An 18,526-nucleotide genomic window follows, 5' to 3' on the forward strand; every position below is an offset into this window, starting at 1 on the left:
CTTGTCGCGTCTCAAGTTCTATGATGCAGGCTGGTTGTCGCCCTACGCCTTGCATGCCAGCTATGCGGGACTGGCGGCTTCATTGGGCGAGGGCGATGAAGCTTGGCTGGTCCTGGCGCGAGCCGATCAGGGGCATATTGCCTTGGGCGCGAGCCAGTACGCCGATGCAGAACTGGATCTCAATTATTGTCGCATGCGCCGGATCCCGGTTGTACAAAGAGCGTTGGGTGGTGGCACGGTCTGGGTCGACAGCCGGCAACTCTGTCTGTTTTTCATCTTCCCGCGAGGATTGGCACCACGTTCGCACGGAGCTTTGTTCGACACGTGTCTTGACGTGCTGGTCGAGGCGTATGCGCAAGTGGGCGTGACGGTTACGCGCGTGGGTGGACAGGATCTGTGGTGCGCTGGGCGCAAGTTGCTGGGCAGCGGCGCCGCTTCCATCGGGCAGGCGATAGTCTTTGGCGCCAGCATACTCGAGCGCTTTGATGCGGAGAGCTTTGCGGCTTGCGTGGATTGCTCGAGCCGAGGGTTCCAGACTTGGTTGCGTGAAGCGCTTGCCGAAGGCATGACCGATCTGCTGTCCTTGGGATACGCTCAGCGCGCTACCCGATTTGCCGATGTGCTGCGGGCCGTCTGCGATACGCGCTGGGATACGGTGCTTGCGCGGCCCGACGCAGTGCAAAATGCCGCTATAGCGGCTGTCGAACACGAGTTGCGTCAATCACTTGAGCTAGGTGGGCGGCGTTTGGTGCGTGGTGGGCTGAAGATCAATCGAGAAACTTATTTATTGGAAGATACGACCTCTCCCTGGCTGAGGCTGCTTTGGCGTGGCGGAAGTGTGATGCGTGCGGCGAGTGCCGACCATCGCATCGATACCGTGCTGCAAGCCTGCGTGGGCCGGCCGCTGGCGGGAGGGCGGCTCGTGTATGAGCAGGCGTTGGCGCACGGTCTTTCTGAGGCGATGGCCCAATCGCTGGTACTTCGAGTCGAGGGCCTGTGCCGGAGTTTGGGGCAGGACGCCTGACGGCATATCGATATTAGCAGGAGAGCAGCAAATGGCTGAACCGACCATCGCCACGCGCATGATGCGCAAATACATCGTGATGACGGGCGATCAGGCGATACTGGATAGATTCAAGACGCATACACCTGCCGAGTGGACGTGCGTGTCGGCGACCGATCTCGATCAGTTGGGTGAGTGGCATGAAGTATTGTTGCATAGATTCTTGCTGCTGGATCTTGACGAAATCGATGCCTTTGATCCTCTTGATGTGATCCGTATCCTGCGGCAGCAGTATCAGATCAACCTTGGGGTTTTCTGCTTTGGCGGGGATGAGGCCATACAAGACGAAATGCGGATTGCACGCGCGGATCGTTTTTTCGGGCGAGATGAAATGGTGGAGCGCCTGCCGGAATTCTTCCGTCAGTACGATTGGGGCGAGTGAGTGTTCGCGCGCGGCCCCGAGATGGCAGCCGCACGTACTTCAGGCTTCAGCCGATCCAGGCATGTTCGATGACATCGATGCGGATGTCCTGGCTGTAAGTCTCGCCATTGCCTTCGATGACCAGCTTGCCGACATATGAGCCGGGGGCCTTGTAGCTGAATTTGCATTCGAAGGTGCCGGGCAGGTTCACTGTGGCATTGCCCTTGTTCTCGCCGTCGACGGTGAAGTTGCACTTGGCAGTTCCCTGGCCGTCGAGCAAGGCTTGTAGACGGAACTCTTTGTTGATGGGGCGGCGGTAGACGTTCGGGTCGCGGTTGGCGTTGTATTGCAGGTTGTTCAGCTTGACGAGTTTGACCAGTTTCATGGTGACTCCCGTGGTTAGGGTATTGTCGAGCATATTAGTAGGTTATGATATAAACGTGAAATAATACCACGTACGGTGAAATATTCACCCCCATACACCGCAGTAAGACGATTGCCTCGCATGGATAGAAATAGTCAACTGGCTGAACGCTTTGTCGCCATCGATACGCACATTCGTACGTTGGAGGCCCAGATCGCGGGGGCCGATGCGATGGCCGACTTCGATGATCTGCTCGGGCGAGCCGCCGGGGTTGCCGGGGATTTGATGGCGGCCTATGCCGGGCATGTCGGTAAGCCGATGCCGGAAACGGACGATCTACTTGAGAAATTGCGTGCCTTCGTAAAAGGCGATCCTAGCCTGAATGCAGTGAGAGACAATGTCAGGGAACTGGTCTACTACCGCAATTGCCTAGAAATGGGTAAGGCGGAGGCGCTGCCGACACGGCCGGCGCACATGGCCGTGCGGACCGCGCGGCACTTGTATCTGTATCTGTATACCCGCTGCAGTCAGGAGCATCGCCTCCCCTGAGGCCTTCGCATCGCTGCCGCCGGCACACGGTATGGTGTCGGCGGGGCGGGCTGCCGGGTACTTCAAATCGAGCATGCGTCGATAGGCGCATGCCAGCGGACGAGGACCGACGATGGACAACAGGGTCAAGCATGAGCGCGGCGTCGAGCGCGACGTAATTCAGCAACCGGTGGCTGCGAAGGCGCCGTTTTATCTGCCACAGACGGACGAGATCGAAATTTTCCGTGCGGCCTATTCAAAGCGCCTGCCAGTGATGCTCAAGGGCCCCACTGGCTGCGGCAAGACCCGCTTTCTGGAGCACATGGCCCATAGCTTGCGACGCCCGCTGGTGACGGTGGCTTGCCATGAAGATCTGACCAGCTCTGATCTTGTCGGACGATTCCTGCTGCAGGGTGATGAAACGGTGTGGCAGGACGGACCGTTGACGCGTGCAGTCAAGGAAGGCGCGATCTGCTATCTGGATGAGATCGTCGAGGCGCGTACCGATACCACGGTCGTGATCCACCCGCTGACCGATCACCGACGTCAATTGCCGCTCGACAAGAAAAGCCGCTTCATCGAGGCACACGACGATTTCATGCTGGTGATCTCCTACAACCCCGGCTACCAGACCGCACTTAAGGACCTCAAACCCTCTACCAAGCAACGTTTCGTCGGTATCAACTTCGATTATCCGGATGAAGAGATCGAACGCCGTATCGTTGCTGGCGAATCAAGCTGCCAGGATGTTGCGCTGATCGAGCGTCTGGTGGCTGCCGGTCGACGTGCCCGGGCGCTCAAGGAGCATGGGTTGGAAGAGGCGACCTCGACGCGTGTGCTGTGTTATGCCGCCGAACTGATCAGTGCCGGTCTGTCGCCACGTGTCGCCGCGCGGGCGGCGATGATTGCTCCGATCACGGACGATCCCTCCCTGGTTGAAGCGCTGGAGGAAATATTCGAGGCGCATCTCGGCCCGGCAGCCTGAGCGCGGCCGGCGCATGAGTTCCCCATTGCCGGAATCGGAAGCGCTGGTCCGCTGCGAAGAGGTGCTGCAGCACCTTGAGGATGTCAGCTTCGTGGCTCAGCGCGATGCGCGCGCGGCGCTGCCCTCGCTGGCGAATGCCGATGCGCAGACGCGACTCCATTGGCTGGAGGCGGCACGAGACCTTTTTTTTCACGACCGTGAGGCGGGCAAGGCCTTCATGCGCCGTACCCCCGAGCTGGTGGCATTGTGGCCAGACATCCGCCGCTGGACCGATCACGCGCAGACTTTTCGCGAGTGGGTGAATTCCTGGTACGCCCTGGATGGCTATCTGGCACAAGCCGGGCACATATTTGAAGAATGGGGTGAGGCGGGCGTGCAGGGCTGGTTCGATACCGGGCGACGCTGGTGCACACGCAGCATCGAGGATGGCCGCGTCTACTTCGAGGCCGACTATGCCCGCTTGGCCGATGGTGAGGGACTGTCCGGAATCGAGGCACTGTTGGCACCTGCCGAGCGGCTCTACGACGCCCGCAGGTTGACGCTGGAAACCTATCTTCCCGGAGCCTTGGTGGCCCGCAATGTGGTTGGCACGCCTGGGTTGGAACCCTGGGCGCGGCGAGGCGCTGATCTGATGCAGTCGGGGCGCTCGCGCGGCGAGGCTTATTTCCGTCTAGCCAACGAGGAAGGCTTGCGTTATCTGCTGGACGAGCTGCCGGGTTACCGACCGCGTCAGCACAGCCGCTTTCTACAGATGCTGTTGCTCGCCTGGTTCGATGAATTGATCCCGTTGGCCGACAGCGATTGGCGTCCCGGCAAGGGAGCGCCGATGATGCTCTGCGACGGCCGTTCACTGTTGATGCCGGCAGTACTTGCGGATCGCGACGAGGCCATCGCCGCCGCGCTACACACCGCGGCGCATCTGCGTTTCGATACCTACGCAGGCGAGGAGGTAGAGGCCCTGTTCGAGGCGCGAGGCATGGCGCATCCGCCGCTCGACGACGATCAACGCATCACCTGGCGACCCTTGTTTGCCGAATTCGGCGAGCGCCTGTTCCGTTTTCAGGTGTTGTTCGACCTATGCGAGGACCTGCGTGTTGACAGTCGCCTCGGCGCGTTGGTGCCGGGTTACTTCAGCCGTCTGACCCGTTTGCTGGATCGAGCCGAGACGCCGGCGGGTGCCGCGGGTTACTTCTATGACTTCGCGCGCGTGCAGCTACGCGCGGTCATCGCGGGCGAGGCCTTGGATGCACGCCTTGCCTTGCTGACCCGGCCACAGGCGCGTCTGCTGGATGCCTATGAGGTGGCCATAGTGCTGTTCGCAGACACATCTTTTCCAGAGCTGGACGCAGCGGATCGCGATCTGGCCTATCTGCCGGCCCACGGCCTCAATACCGGACTTGCGGTCTATCCGCGCCCGCGCTACGAGGTGCTGCACGATGCGCCGCATGCCGATGCTTATTCAGAGCACAAGGCTACGCGCGAGCGCCAACGCGAGGATCAGCCGCAACAGGCGCCGGGTCAACGTCAGGACGACCCGGACGCCGATATCAACCAGTCGCGCGAGAATACCTCTGGCAGCGGCGGACGTATCGGCACCGGTATCCCGATGCCGGCCAAGCACATCAACGGGCGAGGTGCGACGCGAAAGGCGCCGCCCGGTGGCATTCCCTATCCGGAATGGGACTACCGTGAACAGCGCTATTTGCACGACTGGGCCAGGGTCCATGAATCACGACTGACGGAAACCGCGTTCAAGCGCGCGGAGCGCATTCTGAGCGAGCATGCCGGTGTGCTCAAACGTCTGCGGTCGGCGCTGGAAATGCAGCGTCCCAGTCGCCCTGCGCCACTGCGCCGCCAGCCCGATGGAGACGACCTCGACATGGAGGCCACCGTATCCTACGTGACCGAGAAACGCGCGGGGTTGTCGCCGGAAGGTTTGATTTACCGCCGTCGCGCGGCACAGCACCGCGATACTGCCGTCATGCTACTTGCCGACCTGTCCACCTCAATCATGGCACGCCATCCGAGCGGACAGGGTAAAGTGATTGACCGTATCCGCTCAGGACTGATCCTGTTCTCGGAGGCGATCACCAGTCTGGGCGATCCCTACGCGATCAGCGGCTTTGCCTCCAAGCATCACGACAACGTCAATTACTATGTGGTGAAGGACTTCGCCGAGCCCTCGGGCGGTGAACTCAACGCCCGCTTGGCGGCATTGTCAGGGCGTCTGGCCAGCCGTATGGGTGCGGCGATTCGTCACTCGATCCGGCGCTTTGCCAGCGTCGATAGTCATCACCGTCTGCTGCTATTGCTCACCGACGGTCGGCCGGCCGATTATGACGATGGCGGCGACCCGCGCTATCTCAACGACGACACGCGCATGGCGATGAAGGAGGCTCGCGATGCGGGTATCCACCCCTTCTGTATCACCCTCGACCCCAGTGGTGGCGATTATTTGCCGGCGATTTTCGGACCGGGCCACTACACCTTGATCGACCGCGTGGACGAGCTGCCAGCACGCTTGCCGGAAATCTATCTGAGGCTGCGTCGATGACTGAAAGGCAGACCAAGCCAGCGCGTGCGGTACTCATTGCCGCTGCACGCTACCGGCGTCACAGCTATGGCAACAATCACCCACTCGACATTCCGCGAGTGTCGTTGATGCTGGACGTGATTCGTAGCTATGGCGCGCTGGACGAGGGTGAGTATGTGGAGTCGCGGCGTGCATCCGTGTCGGAGTTGGAGTGGTTTCATACCCGCGAATATGTTGCCGCGATACAGTGTTGCGAGGCCATGGGCAAGGTAACCGACACCTACCGTCAGCGGCACAATATCGGCAATCTCGAAAACCCGTATTTTCACGACTTCTTCGCCACGCCAGCTACCGCGACCGGCGGCAGTATCCAGGGTGCTGAACAACTGCTGGCGGGCCGTGTTGCCTTCAGCCCAGCGGGCGGTATGCACCACGCGATGCCCGATCGCGCACAGGGTTTCTGCTATTTCAACGACGCGGCGCTGGCGGTTATCCGCTTGCGCCGCGCAGGGCTACGCGTGCTTTACGTCGACATCGACGCGCACCACGGCGACGGTGTGGAGCATGCCCTGCGTGACGACGCGCAGGCCTTTACCCTGTCATTGCACATGGATACCGACAGGGCCTATCCCTTCGCCGGTGGGAGGAGCGAGGACATTGGCGGGCGGGGCAACGCCATCAACTTGCCGCTGCCGCCGGGTACGCACGACGACGAATACCGGTATGCCTTTGAGCGCGTGTGGCCGGCGGTGCTGGAGGCGGTGCGTCCCGATGCGATCGTGCTGCAGGCCGGTACGGATCCGATCATGCCCGACCCGCTGGGCAAATTCCGCCTGTCGACGCAGGCCTTTCTTGAAGTAGTCGCCCGTATTCACGCCGACGCGCCGTGCCACGCCGATGGCACCCCGCGCCTGCTGGTGATCGGTGGCGGTGGTTATCACCCCCTCGTACTCGCGCGTTGCTGGACCGGCGTCTGGGGGTTGCTCAGCGGGCGAGTGCTGCCGGCCGAGCTGCCGGCGAAGGCCCAGGTGCTGCTGGCCGAGGTGCGCTGGGGGGCGGAGGATCCGGAGGATGACGACGAAGATGAGCAGATCGAGCGTGCCGGCACGCCTTATCGCGAACTGCTGACCAGCCGCCTGGACCGTCCGCAGACCGGTCCGGTGCGTACGGATATCGTTGGACGGGTCGGCCGCCTGTTGGACAGTCACCCCGTATTCCGTTCCGCCACGAGCCATCGCGACGCATTCTGCTAGTCTGCTCACAATTGACCAGGGAATTCGAAAGACCGTGACCATAGATTCTGCCGCCAGCGCATTGCTACCCGGATATGCCAACGCCAAGGCGACACAGGCCTACGCCCAGGCTCATGTTGAGGCCGGCGATGCCGCCGAAGGACATTACAGCGACTTCATGCGCGCGCGCATGCGACTGTCTAGCCTCGGCGTGGGCAGCTTTGGCGGCGGCGCCGAGCCGGCGGTGGATGCCCGTATCGCGGCGGTTGTCGCGGAGGCCTTGATCAAGGGCATCAACGTGATCGATACCGGCGCCCATTACCGTTACGGACGCTCATTGGCGGCGGTGGGTGCAGGTATCCGCGCGGCGGCGGCGCAGGGCGTGCCGCGCGAGGCTATGTTCCTGATGTCCAAGGGTGGTTTCCTAACCTTGCGCGGCGGGATGCCGGCCGACTTGCCGGCCTGGTTCGAGCGCGAAATCGTTACGGCGGGGCTCGGTACGCGTGACGATCTGGCCAAGGGCGCGCATCTGTTGACGCCGGCCTATATCAACTACCAACTGGAATTGTCGCGGCATCTGATGGGTGTGGAGACGCTCGATGCCTTCCTCGTCGATCAGCCGGAGGTGCATATTCCAGAAATCGGCAAAGAGGCAACGCACCGTAAGCTGGCCGCTGTGTTCGAGATGCTCGAGCGTGCCGTGCAAGAGAAACGATTGCGTGTGTATGGCATCAGCACCTTTGAGGGCCTGCGGGTGGAGACCGACAGCCCGATGTTCGAGTCGCTGACCGCGATGGTTGGGCTGGCCGAGCGCGCCGCACAGCAGGTGACCGGCGATGCGCGGGCCCGCCACCACTTCAAGATCGCGATGTTGCCCTTCAATCAGGTGATGTCCGAAGGCTTCACGCGATTCAATACCGCCACCGGACAGGGCAATGTTGCCTCGCCGCTGCAGGCAGCCTATCAGCTCGAAATCTACATGATGGCCAGCCACACCCTGTTCAAGGGCCATCTGGCCGATCAGTCGGTTGGGCCGGTGGCCGAGCGTCTGGCCGCGTTGGCCAATCCCGCGCAACGCGCGATGCAGTTCAACCGATCAACGCCAGGTCTTGGTACCGCACTGATCGGCATCAGCTCGCCCGATCACTTGTCCGACGTGTTGGCGACGGCGCGAGTGTCGCCGATGCCGCGCAAGGATTATCTGGCAATGTATCAAAAGGCCTGAGCCGCGCAGCCTTCCGGAGGGTTTTCATGCACGCCGACCTCAAACCACTGGAATTCAACGCTATCCGACGCCTGCTGGAGCGGTTGAGTGCCACGCCCTACGGTGCCGATGCCGCGCGTGGCCTGGAGCCGGCGCCAGATATTGAAGTCGCGCGTCGTATGCAGCGTGCGGTCGATGTTGCCCGGTTGCTGCTCGATGCCGGTCGGCGCCCGCCATTGGGCGCGTTGCCGGATATCCGTGCTGCGTTGCGGCAGGCCGCAACGGTTGGTGCTTCGCTATCCGGCCAGGCATTGTTCAACCTGCAGGAGGTGATGGCAGGTTGCGCGCGACTGGCCGGAGCGCTGCAGCAGGATGCGGCGATATTCCCTGGACGGCTCGATGATTTACAGCCACCTACCGCGCTGGTCGAGCGCCTTAATCGGACGCTTGTCGGCGCTGGTAGTCTGCGCGACGACGCGAACGAAGCGCTGGCGGCGTTGTTCGTCGAGCGTCGCCAATTGCGCGAGGAGGCCGAGGCGGTGGTACGTAAGCGTATGCAGCGTGCCGACGTCAGCGAATTGTTCGAAAATGTAGAAAAGGTCAGTTGGCAGAACGAACGCACGGTGGTGGTCGTGCGGGTGGCCGAAGCCGAGCGTATCAAAGGCGTGCGCCGTGGCAGCGCGCTGGGTGGGCGCGATGTGGCGATAGAGCCGATGGAAGCCGTACCGGTCAACAATCGGCTGGAGGCGGTGATGGGCCGCATCGGTACCGAGCAGCAGCGTCTGTTCCGCGATATCACGGCACAGGTACGCACGCATGTGGATGCCTTGCAGGCAATGATTGCGGCGCTGACCTGGATCGATCTGGCACTGGCAGCAGGTCGGCTTAGTCAAGCCATGAATGCGCACGCGCCACGGCTGACCGACTCGGCCGAGGTTGAGTTGAATGAGGCCTATCATCCGCTGTTGCTCGTCCAATTTGCTGACGGTACTGGCCCGCAGCCCGTGCCCCTATCGGTACGTCTCGATGATCGCGACCGCTTATTGGTAATCACCGGACCAAACACCGGCGGCAAGACCGTCGCGCTCAAGACCCTGGGGTTACTGGTTGCCATGGCCTACTGCGGCTTGCATATACCTGCTGAGCGTGACTGTATCGTCGGCCGTTATGCGCGGCTGATCGTCGACGTCGGCGATCACCAGAGCCTGCATCATCACCTGTCGACCTTTGCCGGCCACGTCGAGGTGCTCAAACGGGTGCTCAACGAGGCCGACGGGCATACCCTGGTATTACTGGATGAATTGGGTACGGGCACCGATCCGGAAGAGGGGGCCGCACTGGCGATGGCGGTGCTTGATGAGCTTGGCGCACGTGGCGTACAGGGTGTGGTCAATACACATCTATCGCCGCTCAAGGACTATGCGGCTGATCGGGAGGGCGTGCGCAACGCGTCTATGCACTTCGATGCGGAAACGATGCGCCCGACCTACGAGTTGCGCATTGGCGTGCCGGGTAAGTCTCTTGGCTTGATCATCGCCGAACAAAATGGTCTGCCGGCTACGCTGGTCGCTGGCGCCCGTAAGCACTTGCAACGCCTGGCTACCACCGGGCACGGCTGAACCGGGAGCCCCGGTGCGGTGACGAGGTGCCTCCATCGCTACATGGGGCATTTCTCAATCGGATGCTGGTGACCGGATTCTCCCTTCGCTCGTCATCCAGCCCCAAATATCACTCCAGGAGCTGTGTGCCGGCAGAATATGCATCGGATTCCCACCTGCTTATTGCAATGACACTATGCTATAACCGAGTTTCCGCACAGGTATGAGTGCGGATGTGGGCTTATGGGGAGAAGGGATGTTCTATCGAATCAGAAATCGCATGGCCCGGCGTAAACTGGATATCGCGCAGCGAAAAATATTGGCGACCCCCCCGTTGCAGAAAACCGAGAGTACGGGCCCTGCGGTGCTTTCGATGATCAGGTCGATGGACCTTCACATGTACTTGACCGCGCTCAAGTCGTTTGCACGTCATTGCCCACCGTCTCGGGTCTATGTACTCAATGACGGCACACTGGGCGCTGCAGAGCTTGCCGCTCTACATGAACACATTCCATTCGTTGAAATACTGGAGCTGGGCGATTACCAAAGCTCGAAATATCCCACTGGCGGAACCTGGGAGCGTCTTGCGGCACTTGCGACCTTGAGCGGCGAAGGTTATACGATCCAACTGGATGCCGACACGCTGACCGTGGGCTCGATTGACGAAGTTGTGCAGACAGCGCGTGAAGGTATCCCCTTTGCCCTGGGTTCCGCGCAAGGCACGCATTTGATTGGGGCCGATGAAGCCAGTCGCAATGCGCAAAGCTTTCAACGTGAGGGCGATACACACATCCAGGTAGCCGCTGAAATGGCGCTGGGACAACTGGCGGGTGCTGACAGCCTACGGTATGTCAGAGGGTGTTCCGGGTTTACTGGAATCCCTATGGGAGGGCTGAATGTGGATGCCATCGCGCAGTGGTCGGCACGATTTTCAGCGGTATTGGGCGCGCGCTGGAGCGAGTGGGGAACCGAACAATTCATGAGTAATTTTCTGATAGCGAACATGCCGGGAAGTCGCGTGTTGCCACATCCGAAGTATGCAACTTGCCCACCACAGATGGGGAATGGGAATGCCTTTGTGCATTTTGCAGGCTACTGCCGCTTCGAGGGAGGCCGTTATCAGGGTTTATCCCAGCGCGTTATCGAGGAATTACAGTATCAGGCCTAGCGGATATTTTTCCGCAATATGGATTTCCTAAAACACTTATCGACTGACTGACTCAATGCTGTTGATCGACCTTTTAATACTGTCCGCCTGCGCGATTGCATTGTCATTGTGGGCATTGAATTTCCCCTATCCATCACCATTGATCCGACGCTGGCTGCCAGCGCGGCAGCGCTGGCCCGAGGGATTGATCCGAAAATGGTTGCGAGAAGGCGGTTTTGACAAAACCTATTTGCGCTATTTCTATCGTGATCCCGAGCGCCAAGTGCCGGCGGAACCTGGCCTGGTGGCGCCAGCCGATGGTTTGATTACCTCGCTGGAGACGCGAAATGGCACCCGCTATTTGGTGGTGGCACTGAGTTTCTGGGATATGCACATTCAGCGCAATCCACTGGATGGCGTGGTGGAGTCGATTGAAGATGCGGGCAGCGATTATATGGATGGGGAGGGACGGGATTTTGCATTCCTCCAGGAAAAGACATGCCCGGTACAGAAGCGAATTGCGTTACGCACCGCACACGGCCCGGTGGCGATTCGGTTGATTACCAGCCTGGCGGCCAGGCGTTTGGAGGCGTGGGTCCGTGTGGGTGAACACGTCGCGCGCGGTCAGCGCATCGGCAAGATATTGCTGGGCAGTACAGTGGTGCTGGAGCTGCCCGAAGACTGGCCGGTTTTGGTGAGGCTGGGGGAGCGGGTTTGGGCGGGTGAGACAGTGATCGCTAAGGCAAGGAGCGATACCCGATGAATTTATGGAATGTGGTCGCGGGCGCAGCACTCGTCACAACGGTTGTCCTGCTCACGTTCGATTACGCCTGGCGGATCACTTCGTTCTCGATTCGCAGGGCGGTACTACCGGTCCTGTTGATTTGGGTCGCTGGTCTGTGGTGGGTCTATTGGGTGCTAGCCTGATAAGGCGCAGACGATTGCCGGGCGGCCGTGGCATGTCTGATTCAGAAGGTGCTGTGGGTCGGAGGCGTGCATCTCATTATGCTGGAACTCGAAGATTGGTCGATGCCCTGGGAGGGACAGAATCGGTCCATGTTCTCTTGTATTAGTGAATATCTATTCGATTACTTGATTTTAGGCGGAAAATATTTTCTGCTATCGAAATTTCATGCCTAAAACCGTGGAATTGTAATAATCAAAAAAACAGCTGGTGTGCGACGATTGGTCAATGTCACGGCGTTTTGCATGATGGCTTCGCTAAAATTATTCGGAATTATCGTGGCGGGTGTTTGACAGGTGTAACGCAGGAGGAAATTTGAGCGATAAGGTTTTGATGATTGCCTACCACTTTCCGCCTTCCGCCGAAGTCAGTGGCGCTCTGCGTACCTTGGGTATGGCGCGTTATTTGGGGGAATCAGGTCAACAAGTGGTTGTACTGACCCCACGTGCCCTAGCTTATCCGAGACGAGATCCCTCGACGCTTGGCATGGTGCCATCTTCATGCGAGGTAGTGAGGACCTTTGCCCTGGATATCAGACGTCATATCGGTATTCGGGGTCGCTACCCATTATGGCTTGCCCAACCTGACCGCTGGAGTTCGTGGTGGGTGTCGGCAGTGCGCTGTGGCATGCGTATCGTCGCACGCGACAAGCCACGCGTCATCTGGTCGACTTATCCGATCGCCACGTCGCATTTGATCGCAGCAAGTTTGCACAAACGATCGGGTATTCCCTGGATTGCCGATTTTCGGGATCCGGTTGCCGCGCCCGTTGGACAAGAGAAACGCTTGACCGCGAAGACACTCGCATGGGTGGAGCGCGAGACGGTCCGGCAGGCCAGTGCATGCGTTTTTGTCACGCAGGGTGCGCGTGCGTTGTACGAGGCGCGTTATGCGGATATCGAACATGGTCCCTTCGTCGTCATTCCGAATGGCTTTGACGAGGAGGCTTTCTCCGGGCTCGCTTGGGCACGTGAGCCAGTGCCGAAGGCTATTGGCGAACCGGTCGTCCTGGTGCACAGCGGCGTGTTGTATCCGCGAGGCCGCAATCCCGAGGCGTTTTTCAGGGCAATCAGTTCATTACTGAGTGATGGGAGACTGGTACCCGCAGCATTGCGGGTTATCCTGCGCGCCAGCGGGTCCGAGCCAATGTTTGCGAAAATGGTGGCGCGATATGGCCTGGGAGACGTCGTCGAGTTGGCGCCAGGCACGGATCGTGGCTCGGCGCTTGCAGAGCAATCGGCAGCTGACGGTTTGCTGCTTTTCCAGGGCAGTGAATTCAACGCCCAGGTGCCAGCCAAGATATACGAATATTTCCGTGTCGGAAATCCGGTGCTGGGGCTGGTGGATGAGGCAGGAGATACCGCAGCTCTGATCAGGCGAGAGGGCGCGGGTCTGACGGCGAATATCCTGGATAGCGAGGCCATCGCAAATCGTCTGCTTGAATTTGTTGATGGTATTCGTCAGGCGTCGTTCAAACCGATCAGTCGTGATGCCGTGATGCATTACTCGAGACGAGCGGGTGCGGCACAATTGCATGAACTGATGGACCGGCTGGCTCCAGTATGAGCGAATGGTATATGCATAGAAGGGGGGTGGCGCGGATTCGGGGTGGGTGCGCCGGCGAGTCAATTACGCTATTCGAAACGTCAGATCGGAGGTCGATGGCGCACGATGTCATCGTCCAACAAGTGAAGAAAATGAAACCTGGGTCGGGTAATGTTAGCCGGGCGGTGGAGTGCCCGATGCACTTCGATGCATATCCAGGCATGCTCATGTCACTACTGCCCATTACAGGGAGCGTCTATGTCGACCGTTACCGTAGATCTGATCGCCGCGGCACGCCCGAATTTCATGAAAGTGGCGCCGTTGTATCACGCGCTGATCAGGGAGCCATGGTGCAACGTGCGCCTTGTTCACACCGGACAGCATTACGACAAAAATATGTCGGATACGTTTTTTACGGATTTCAATTTGCCGAAGCCACATCTGCACCTGAATGTCGGTAGTGGCACGCATGCGGAGCAGACAGCGGGTGTCATGCTGGCCTATGAAAAAGTCTGTCTTGAGGCCCCGCCAGATAGAATCATCGTCGTGGGTGATGTGAATTCGACCATGGCGTGTACGTTGGTGGGCGTGAAACTTGGAATCCACGTCGCCCATCTTGAGGCTGGTTTGCGCAGTCGTGATCGTAGCATGCCGGAGGAAATCAACCGGCTGGTGACCGATTCGATTGCCGATATGTTGTGGACTCCATCCCCCGATGCGGATGAGAATCTCAAGGCCGAGGGTGTACCCGAGAGCCGGATCGAATTCGTCGGTAACATCATGATCGATTCGTTCGAACTGCTGCGCGAAAAAATAGAAACCGATACGACACGCCAATCTCTCGGACTCGACCATGCGGCCTATGGGATTGTGACCTTACACCGGCCCTCGAATGTGGATAATCCGCAGACGTTGCAGATGTTGGTGAACGAACTGATTGCGGTGAGTGAGCGGGTGCCGCTCGTGTTCCCGGTTCACCCTAGAACGCGTGGTCGGCTTGTCGCCGCCGGTCTGCTGGCTGAGCTGGAGTGTCATGCCGCAGTGACCTTGCTGGAGCCTCTGGGCTACATCCAGTTCATGAACCTGGTGGTCGGTGCGTCAGTCGTCATCACGGATTCCGGTGGGATTCAGGAGGAAACGACCTATCTCGGTATTCCCTGCCTAACGCTCCGTGAGAATACCGAGCGGCCGATCACGGTCACGCACGGCACTAACCGCTTGCTGCGGCCTTCACAACTGCGTACGGCCGTCGACACCTTGCCAAGTACGCCGCGAGTGGATGCCGTGCCGCCGCAGTTTTGGGATGGGCATACCGCCGATCGAGTCGTACAAAGCTTGCGTCGTCTTGTTGCCGAGGGCGGTGCATCGACATCGTGAGGCGCAGCCGATGACCCGTTGGCTATCCGCGTATCGTTGTCGCCGATGCAAGCCAGGGTCAAGTAGCCATTCAGGTGGCAAACTATCAAATCCTCCAGCACAGAGGTGTTATGGGATGCCATGGTGCCCGCCATACCTAATGGGGACCTTCGCATCGGTGGACACCTGCCGGGCAATGCGGGCAAACGAAGCATAGGGCTTTGCTTGCCCGCATTGACTGGTATCAATATTGCAACTTGCCGCCGATCCTTTTGGCTTCGGCCACCCAGCTTTCGATTTCCCCGAGTGTGGGTGCCCGCCCGGCAACTTTGTGCTGCGTGTTGACTTCGCACATCTTGGTATGAAGGTTGTCGGGTCGGCGCGTAGCCAGTTCCTTGACCGTATCTACTCCGGCTTGTTCGAGCAGGTCTCCGAAGACGCCCGCGACACCCTTGATCCGGGCAAGGTCGGCGCGATTGGCGAGTTCCAAGATGTCGCGCTCGCGAGTGCTGGTATCGGCGGCAAGCCGCTTGCGTCCGGCCGGCGTAGCTGCCGCCTCGAGCAGTTTGTCGGATTGGCTGATACCGCTCTTTTTGAGTTTGTCCGCCAATGCTTGGTTCATGCCGCGCAACTTGCTGATCGATATCGTCATGAGTCTTCCCCTTACGGATGGATACAGCCGAAGCGGCCGTCTATTGGCATAGCACATTCTGCGAACAATGCCATGCCGCCCTGGTACTCATCAGCCGTGGTGGAAGCGTCCGTCCGCGGTTTTGGGGTGGGTGGGCGGCGATGCCGAGAGTTCGTCGACTACCTTGGATAGGTCGTTCAGCAGCAGGTCAGCCATGTCGCGCGAGAAGCCCTCGCGTATGACCACACGCAGTACGGCGATGTTCTGGGCCTCTGGCGGCATGGTGTATGCGGGTACCTGCCAGCCGCGTATACGTAGGCGCTCGGAAACATCGTATACCGAGTAGCGTGAAGCATCCTTGAGGCGAAAGGCGAAGACCGGAATCGCACTACCGTCGCTAAGCAGGTCGAAGGGGCCGAGCTTGGAGATGCGCGCGGCGAGTTCGGTGGCCGTGTCCCGCAGCGTTGACATGATACGCGTATAGCCCTTTCGGCCGAGACGGAGGAAATTGTAGTACTGGCCGACGATCTGGTTGCCGGGGCGGGAAAAATTGAGGGTAAACGTGGGCATGTCGCCGCCGAGGTAGTTGACGTGGAACACCAGGTCCTCGGGCAGGTGCTCCTGGCTACGCCATACGGCCCAGCCGACGCCGGGGTAGACCAGGCCGTATTTGTGGCCCGATGCGTTGATGGAGACGACGTTGGGCAGGCGGAAGTCCCAGCGCAGGTCCGGGTGAATGAAGGGTGCGACGAAACCGCCGCTCGCGGCGTCTATGTGCAGCGGTACGACCAGGCCATGCGTTTTGTTGTGCGCGACCACGGCATCGTGAATCGCCTCGATGGGTTCGAACTCGCCGGTGAAGGTAGTGCCGAGGATGGCCACAATACCGATGGTGTTTTCGTCGATACGCTCAAGCACCTCCTCCGGCGTGATCACGTAGCGTCCCTCACGCATGGGGATGTAGCGCGGTTCGACCTCCCAGTAGCGACAGAATTTTTCCCACACGACCTGCACGTTGGCGCCGAGGATCAGATTGGGTTTGTCGGCAGACTTGCCGGAGGCCTCGCGGCGCGCGCGCCAGCGCCACTTGAGCGCCATGCCGGCGAGCATCACTGCCTCGCTGGAGCCGATTGCCGACACGCCTACCGCCGCACCGTCATCAGGGACGTTGAATAGACGCGCGATCATGTTGACGCAGCGGGTCTCGATCTCGGCGGTTTGTGGGTACTCATCCTTGTCGATCATGTTTTTGTCGAAGGTCTCGGCCATCAATCGCTCAGCCTCAGGCTCCATCCAGGTGGTGACGAAGGTGGCCAGATTGAGGCGTGCGTTGCCGTCGAGCATGAGTTCATCGTGGATCAGTTGATAGGCGGTTTGCGGCGCCATCTCACCATCCGGCAAGGCATATTTCGGCACCGGCTCGGACATGGCGCGGGAGCCATAGGTGGGGGCGAGATCGGTATCTGGTAGTAATTTCTTGACCATGTTCGAGTTACTCCGGTTTGGCGGCGATTGTCCAGGTGGGACGGCGCCAGCGGTGAAGCAGCAGGGGGATGATGAGCATGATGGTGAGGGTGGCGAGCATGGCCGGTGTGTAGGCATCCTCGGCAATACCGCTACCGGGCGGCAGCAAGCCGATCAACAGGCACGCAAGCGTAGTGGCAAAACCGGTGCCGGCAACCAACCATAGGCCCCAGGTGCGCCCGCCCGGCACGCGGTAGGGGCGGGGCGCGTCGGGTTCGCTGTAACGCAGGCGGATGGCAGCAGCAAACAGCATGAGATACATGGCTGCATAGAGCACGACCGCCGCCGAAGTGAGCAGGAGGAAGGCGGTATTCACCGAGGGTACGATGAGAAATATCAGGGCCACCGTGCTCATGGCCAGCGATTGGACGACGAGCAGGTTACGCGGTACTCCGTGTGCGTTCACGGCTTGGAGTGGTCGCGGCAGATTTCCAGCACACCCCGCGGCCCATAACCCCTTGATTGGGCCTACCACCCAGGTACTGACTTGACCCGCGGCGCCGAAGGCCACCAGTAGCGCGAATACCGGCGCGAGAGCCGGCAGATGGGCGAGATCGAGCAGCCGGGCGAGGGCTTGCGTGGCGCCCGAGACCAAGTCGAGCTGTTGAACCGGAATGATCGCCGCTACCGCCAGTCCGCCCAGCAGCGTTACCGCAAAACCGAGCACGGCGGCGGCAAACACGGCCATCGGATAGTTTCGGCGTACGTTGCGCACTTCGCGCGCATGGCTGGCGGAAACCTCGATGCCGACCACGCCGAAGATGAAGCTCAGAAACAGCACCAGCGATTGCTGCGGGTGGGCGAGTGGTAGCCAATTCGATGCGGCCGATGAGAGGTTCAGGTGCAGCGGATGGCCCTGGATGACGTACCACGTGGCAAGGGCGATGAGCACCAGGCTCGGCAGCAATACGCCGGCACCCAGGCACACGCTGGAGATCAATCCGGAGGCACGTGTGCCGCGCAGATTGACCAGCGTTGCCGTCCAATATACGACCAAGATCACGGCGACGATGAAATAGCGGTCGCTCGCCAATTTGGGGTCAATTGCCCAGGCGAGGCTGGCGGCGACGTAAGACAGAATGGAGGTGATGCCGAATAGACTTTGCACCCACTGCAACCAAACCGCGACGAAACCCCAACGTGTGCCGAAGGCCTCCTCGACCCAGTGGAACACGCCATTGCGCGGCCAAGTGGTGGCCAGCTCTGCTGATACCAGCGCAATGGGTATGAGAAAGGCGAATACCGTGACCGCGTTGAAGAACACCATCTGCAACCCCGTCGCGGCCATCATTGGCATGTTGCGCAGGGTCAGGAACAGTGCTGCGGTCATCAGCGTGAGCGTGACCACGCCAAGACCACCACGGGCATTGTCACGATGACCGTGTGGATCGGTGCTCGCCACGGGCGCGCGCGTATTCAATACGATAGGTTTCCCGGCAGTCTGGATCTGGATGACACAAGCGGGTTCGGGCTTTGTCCTAGGTGCTCAGG

General features: G+C 60.1%; 17 protein-coding genes. 13 read left to right on the forward strand and 4 right to left on the reverse strand.

The window, feature by feature from the left end; all coding sequences use genetic code 11:
• Nucleotide 1 precedes the first annotated feature (1 nt).
• Nucleotides 2-1,024, forward strand: coding sequence for a lipoate--protein ligase family protein (locus tag BI364_RS04320; RefSeq protein WP_070077706.1), 1,023 nt, complete (start codon nucleotides 2-4; stop codon nucleotides 1,022-1,024).
• Nucleotides 1,025-1,055: 31 nt separating this feature from the next.
• Nucleotides 1,056-1,445: a hypothetical protein gene (locus BI364_RS04325; protein ID WP_070077707.1), complete on the forward strand. Its 390-nt coding sequence runs from the start codon at nucleotides 1,056-1,058 to the stop codon at nucleotides 1,443-1,445.
• Between the two features lie 46 nt (nucleotides 1,446-1,491).
• Here the strand turns inward: BI364_RS04325 and BI364_RS04330 are convergent, their stop codons facing one another.
• Nucleotides 1,492-1,809, reverse strand: a complete 318-nt coding sequence (locus tag BI364_RS04330; RefSeq protein WP_070079882.1) for a hypothetical protein — start codon at nucleotides 1,807-1,809, stop codon at nucleotides 1,492-1,494.
• A 120-nt stretch (nucleotides 1,810-1,929) separates the two neighbouring features.
• On the opposite strand from BI364_RS04330, the gene BI364_RS04335 reads away from it, so the two are divergent.
• The 11 genes from BI364_RS04335 to wecB all read left to right on the forward strand — a co-directional run bounded on the left by BI364_RS04335 (nucleotide 1,930) and on the right by wecB (nucleotide 14,901).
• Nucleotides 1,930-2,337, forward strand: coding sequence for a hypothetical protein (locus BI364_RS04335; protein ID WP_070077708.1), 408 nt, complete (start codon nucleotides 1,930-1,932; stop codon nucleotides 2,335-2,337).
• A gap of 112 nt (nucleotides 2,338-2,449) precedes the next feature.
• Nucleotides 2,450-3,301, forward strand: coding sequence for a CbbQ/NirQ/NorQ/GpvN family protein (locus BI364_RS04340; protein WP_070077709.1), 852 nt, complete (start codon nucleotides 2,450-2,452; stop codon nucleotides 3,299-3,301).
• Between the two features lie 13 nt (nucleotides 3,302-3,314).
• Nucleotides 3,315-5,855, forward strand: coding sequence for a nitric oxide reductase activation protein NorD (locus BI364_RS04345; protein ID WP_070077710.1), 2,541 nt, complete (start codon nucleotides 3,315-3,317; stop codon nucleotides 5,853-5,855).
• The gene (locus tag BI364_RS04350) at nucleotides 5,852-7,087 is read left to right on the forward strand and encodes an acetoin utilization protein AcuC (protein WP_070077711.1); all 1,236 of its coding nucleotides are present in this window, start codon (nucleotides 5,852-5,854) and stop codon (nucleotides 7,085-7,087) included. The genes BI364_RS04345 and BI364_RS04350 overlap by 4 nt, the downstream gene beginning before the upstream one ends.
• A 40-nt stretch (nucleotides 7,088-7,127) precedes the next feature.
• Entirely contained in the window at nucleotides 7,128-8,291 is a 1,164-nt protein-coding gene (locus tag BI364_RS04355) for an aldo/keto reductase (protein WP_070079883.1), read from the forward strand.
• 26 nt (nucleotides 8,292-8,317) lie between these two features.
• Nucleotides 8,318-9,889, forward strand: coding sequence for an endonuclease MutS2 (locus BI364_RS04360; RefSeq protein WP_070077712.1), 1,572 nt, complete (start codon nucleotides 8,318-8,320; stop codon nucleotides 9,887-9,889).
• Between the two features lie 259 nt (nucleotides 9,890-10,148).
• Complete coding sequence (locus tag BI364_RS04365; protein ID WP_070077713.1) at nucleotides 10,149-11,036, forward strand: hypothetical protein; 888 nt, start codon at nucleotides 10,149-10,151, stop codon at nucleotides 11,034-11,036.
• Nucleotides 11,037-11,091: 55 nt separating this feature from the next.
• Nucleotides 11,092-11,778, forward strand: a complete 687-nt coding sequence (locus BI364_RS04370) for a phosphatidylserine decarboxylase (protein ID WP_070077714.1) — start codon at nucleotides 11,092-11,094, stop codon at nucleotides 11,776-11,778.
• Nucleotides 11,775-11,942, forward strand: a complete 168-nt coding sequence (locus tag BI364_RS17775; protein ID WP_156782619.1) for a hypothetical protein — start codon at nucleotides 11,775-11,777, stop codon at nucleotides 11,940-11,942. Before BI364_RS04370 ends, BI364_RS17775 begins: the two co-directional genes overlap by 4 nt.
• Nucleotides 11,943-12,294: 352 nt before the next feature.
• Nucleotides 12,295-13,545: a glycosyltransferase gene (locus BI364_RS04380; RefSeq protein ID WP_083251157.1), complete on the forward strand. Its 1,251-nt coding sequence runs from the start codon at nucleotides 12,295-12,297 to the stop codon at nucleotides 13,543-13,545.
• A gap of 237 nt (nucleotides 13,546-13,782) precedes the next feature.
• A complete protein-coding gene (gene wecB, locus BI364_RS04385) occupies nucleotides 13,783-14,901 on the forward strand; it encodes a non-hydrolyzing UDP-N-acetylglucosamine 2-epimerase (RefSeq protein ID WP_070077716.1) in 1,119 nt (372 codons plus the stop codon).
• 223 nt (nucleotides 14,902-15,124) lie between these two features.
• Here wecB and BI364_RS04390 read toward each other — a convergent pair whose 3' ends face one another.
• From BI364_RS04390 to BI364_RS04400, 3 genes are all read right to left on the reverse strand, one after another.
• On the reverse strand, nucleotides 15,125-15,532 hold the full coding sequence (locus tag BI364_RS04390) for a DUF4332 domain-containing protein (RefSeq protein WP_070077717.1): 408 nt from the start codon (nucleotides 15,530-15,532) through the stop codon (nucleotides 15,125-15,127).
• 90 nt (nucleotides 15,533-15,622) lie between these two features.
• Nucleotides 15,623-16,996 (reverse strand): glutamate decarboxylase, encoded by a 1,374-nt coding sequence (locus tag BI364_RS04395; protein WP_070077718.1) that lies wholly within the window; start codon nucleotides 16,994-16,996, stop codon nucleotides 15,623-15,625.
• 7 nt (nucleotides 16,997-17,003) lie between these two features.
• A complete protein-coding gene (locus BI364_RS04400) occupies nucleotides 17,004-18,455 on the reverse strand; it encodes an amino acid permease (protein WP_197495859.1) in 1,452 nt (483 codons plus the stop codon).
• Nucleotides 18,456-18,526 lie beyond the last annotated feature (71 nt).

Source organism: Acidihalobacter yilgarnensis (assembly GCF_001753245.1).
Lineage (GTDB): Bacteria > Pseudomonadota > Gammaproteobacteria > DSM-5130 > Acidihalobacteraceae > Acidihalobacter > Acidihalobacter yilgarnensis.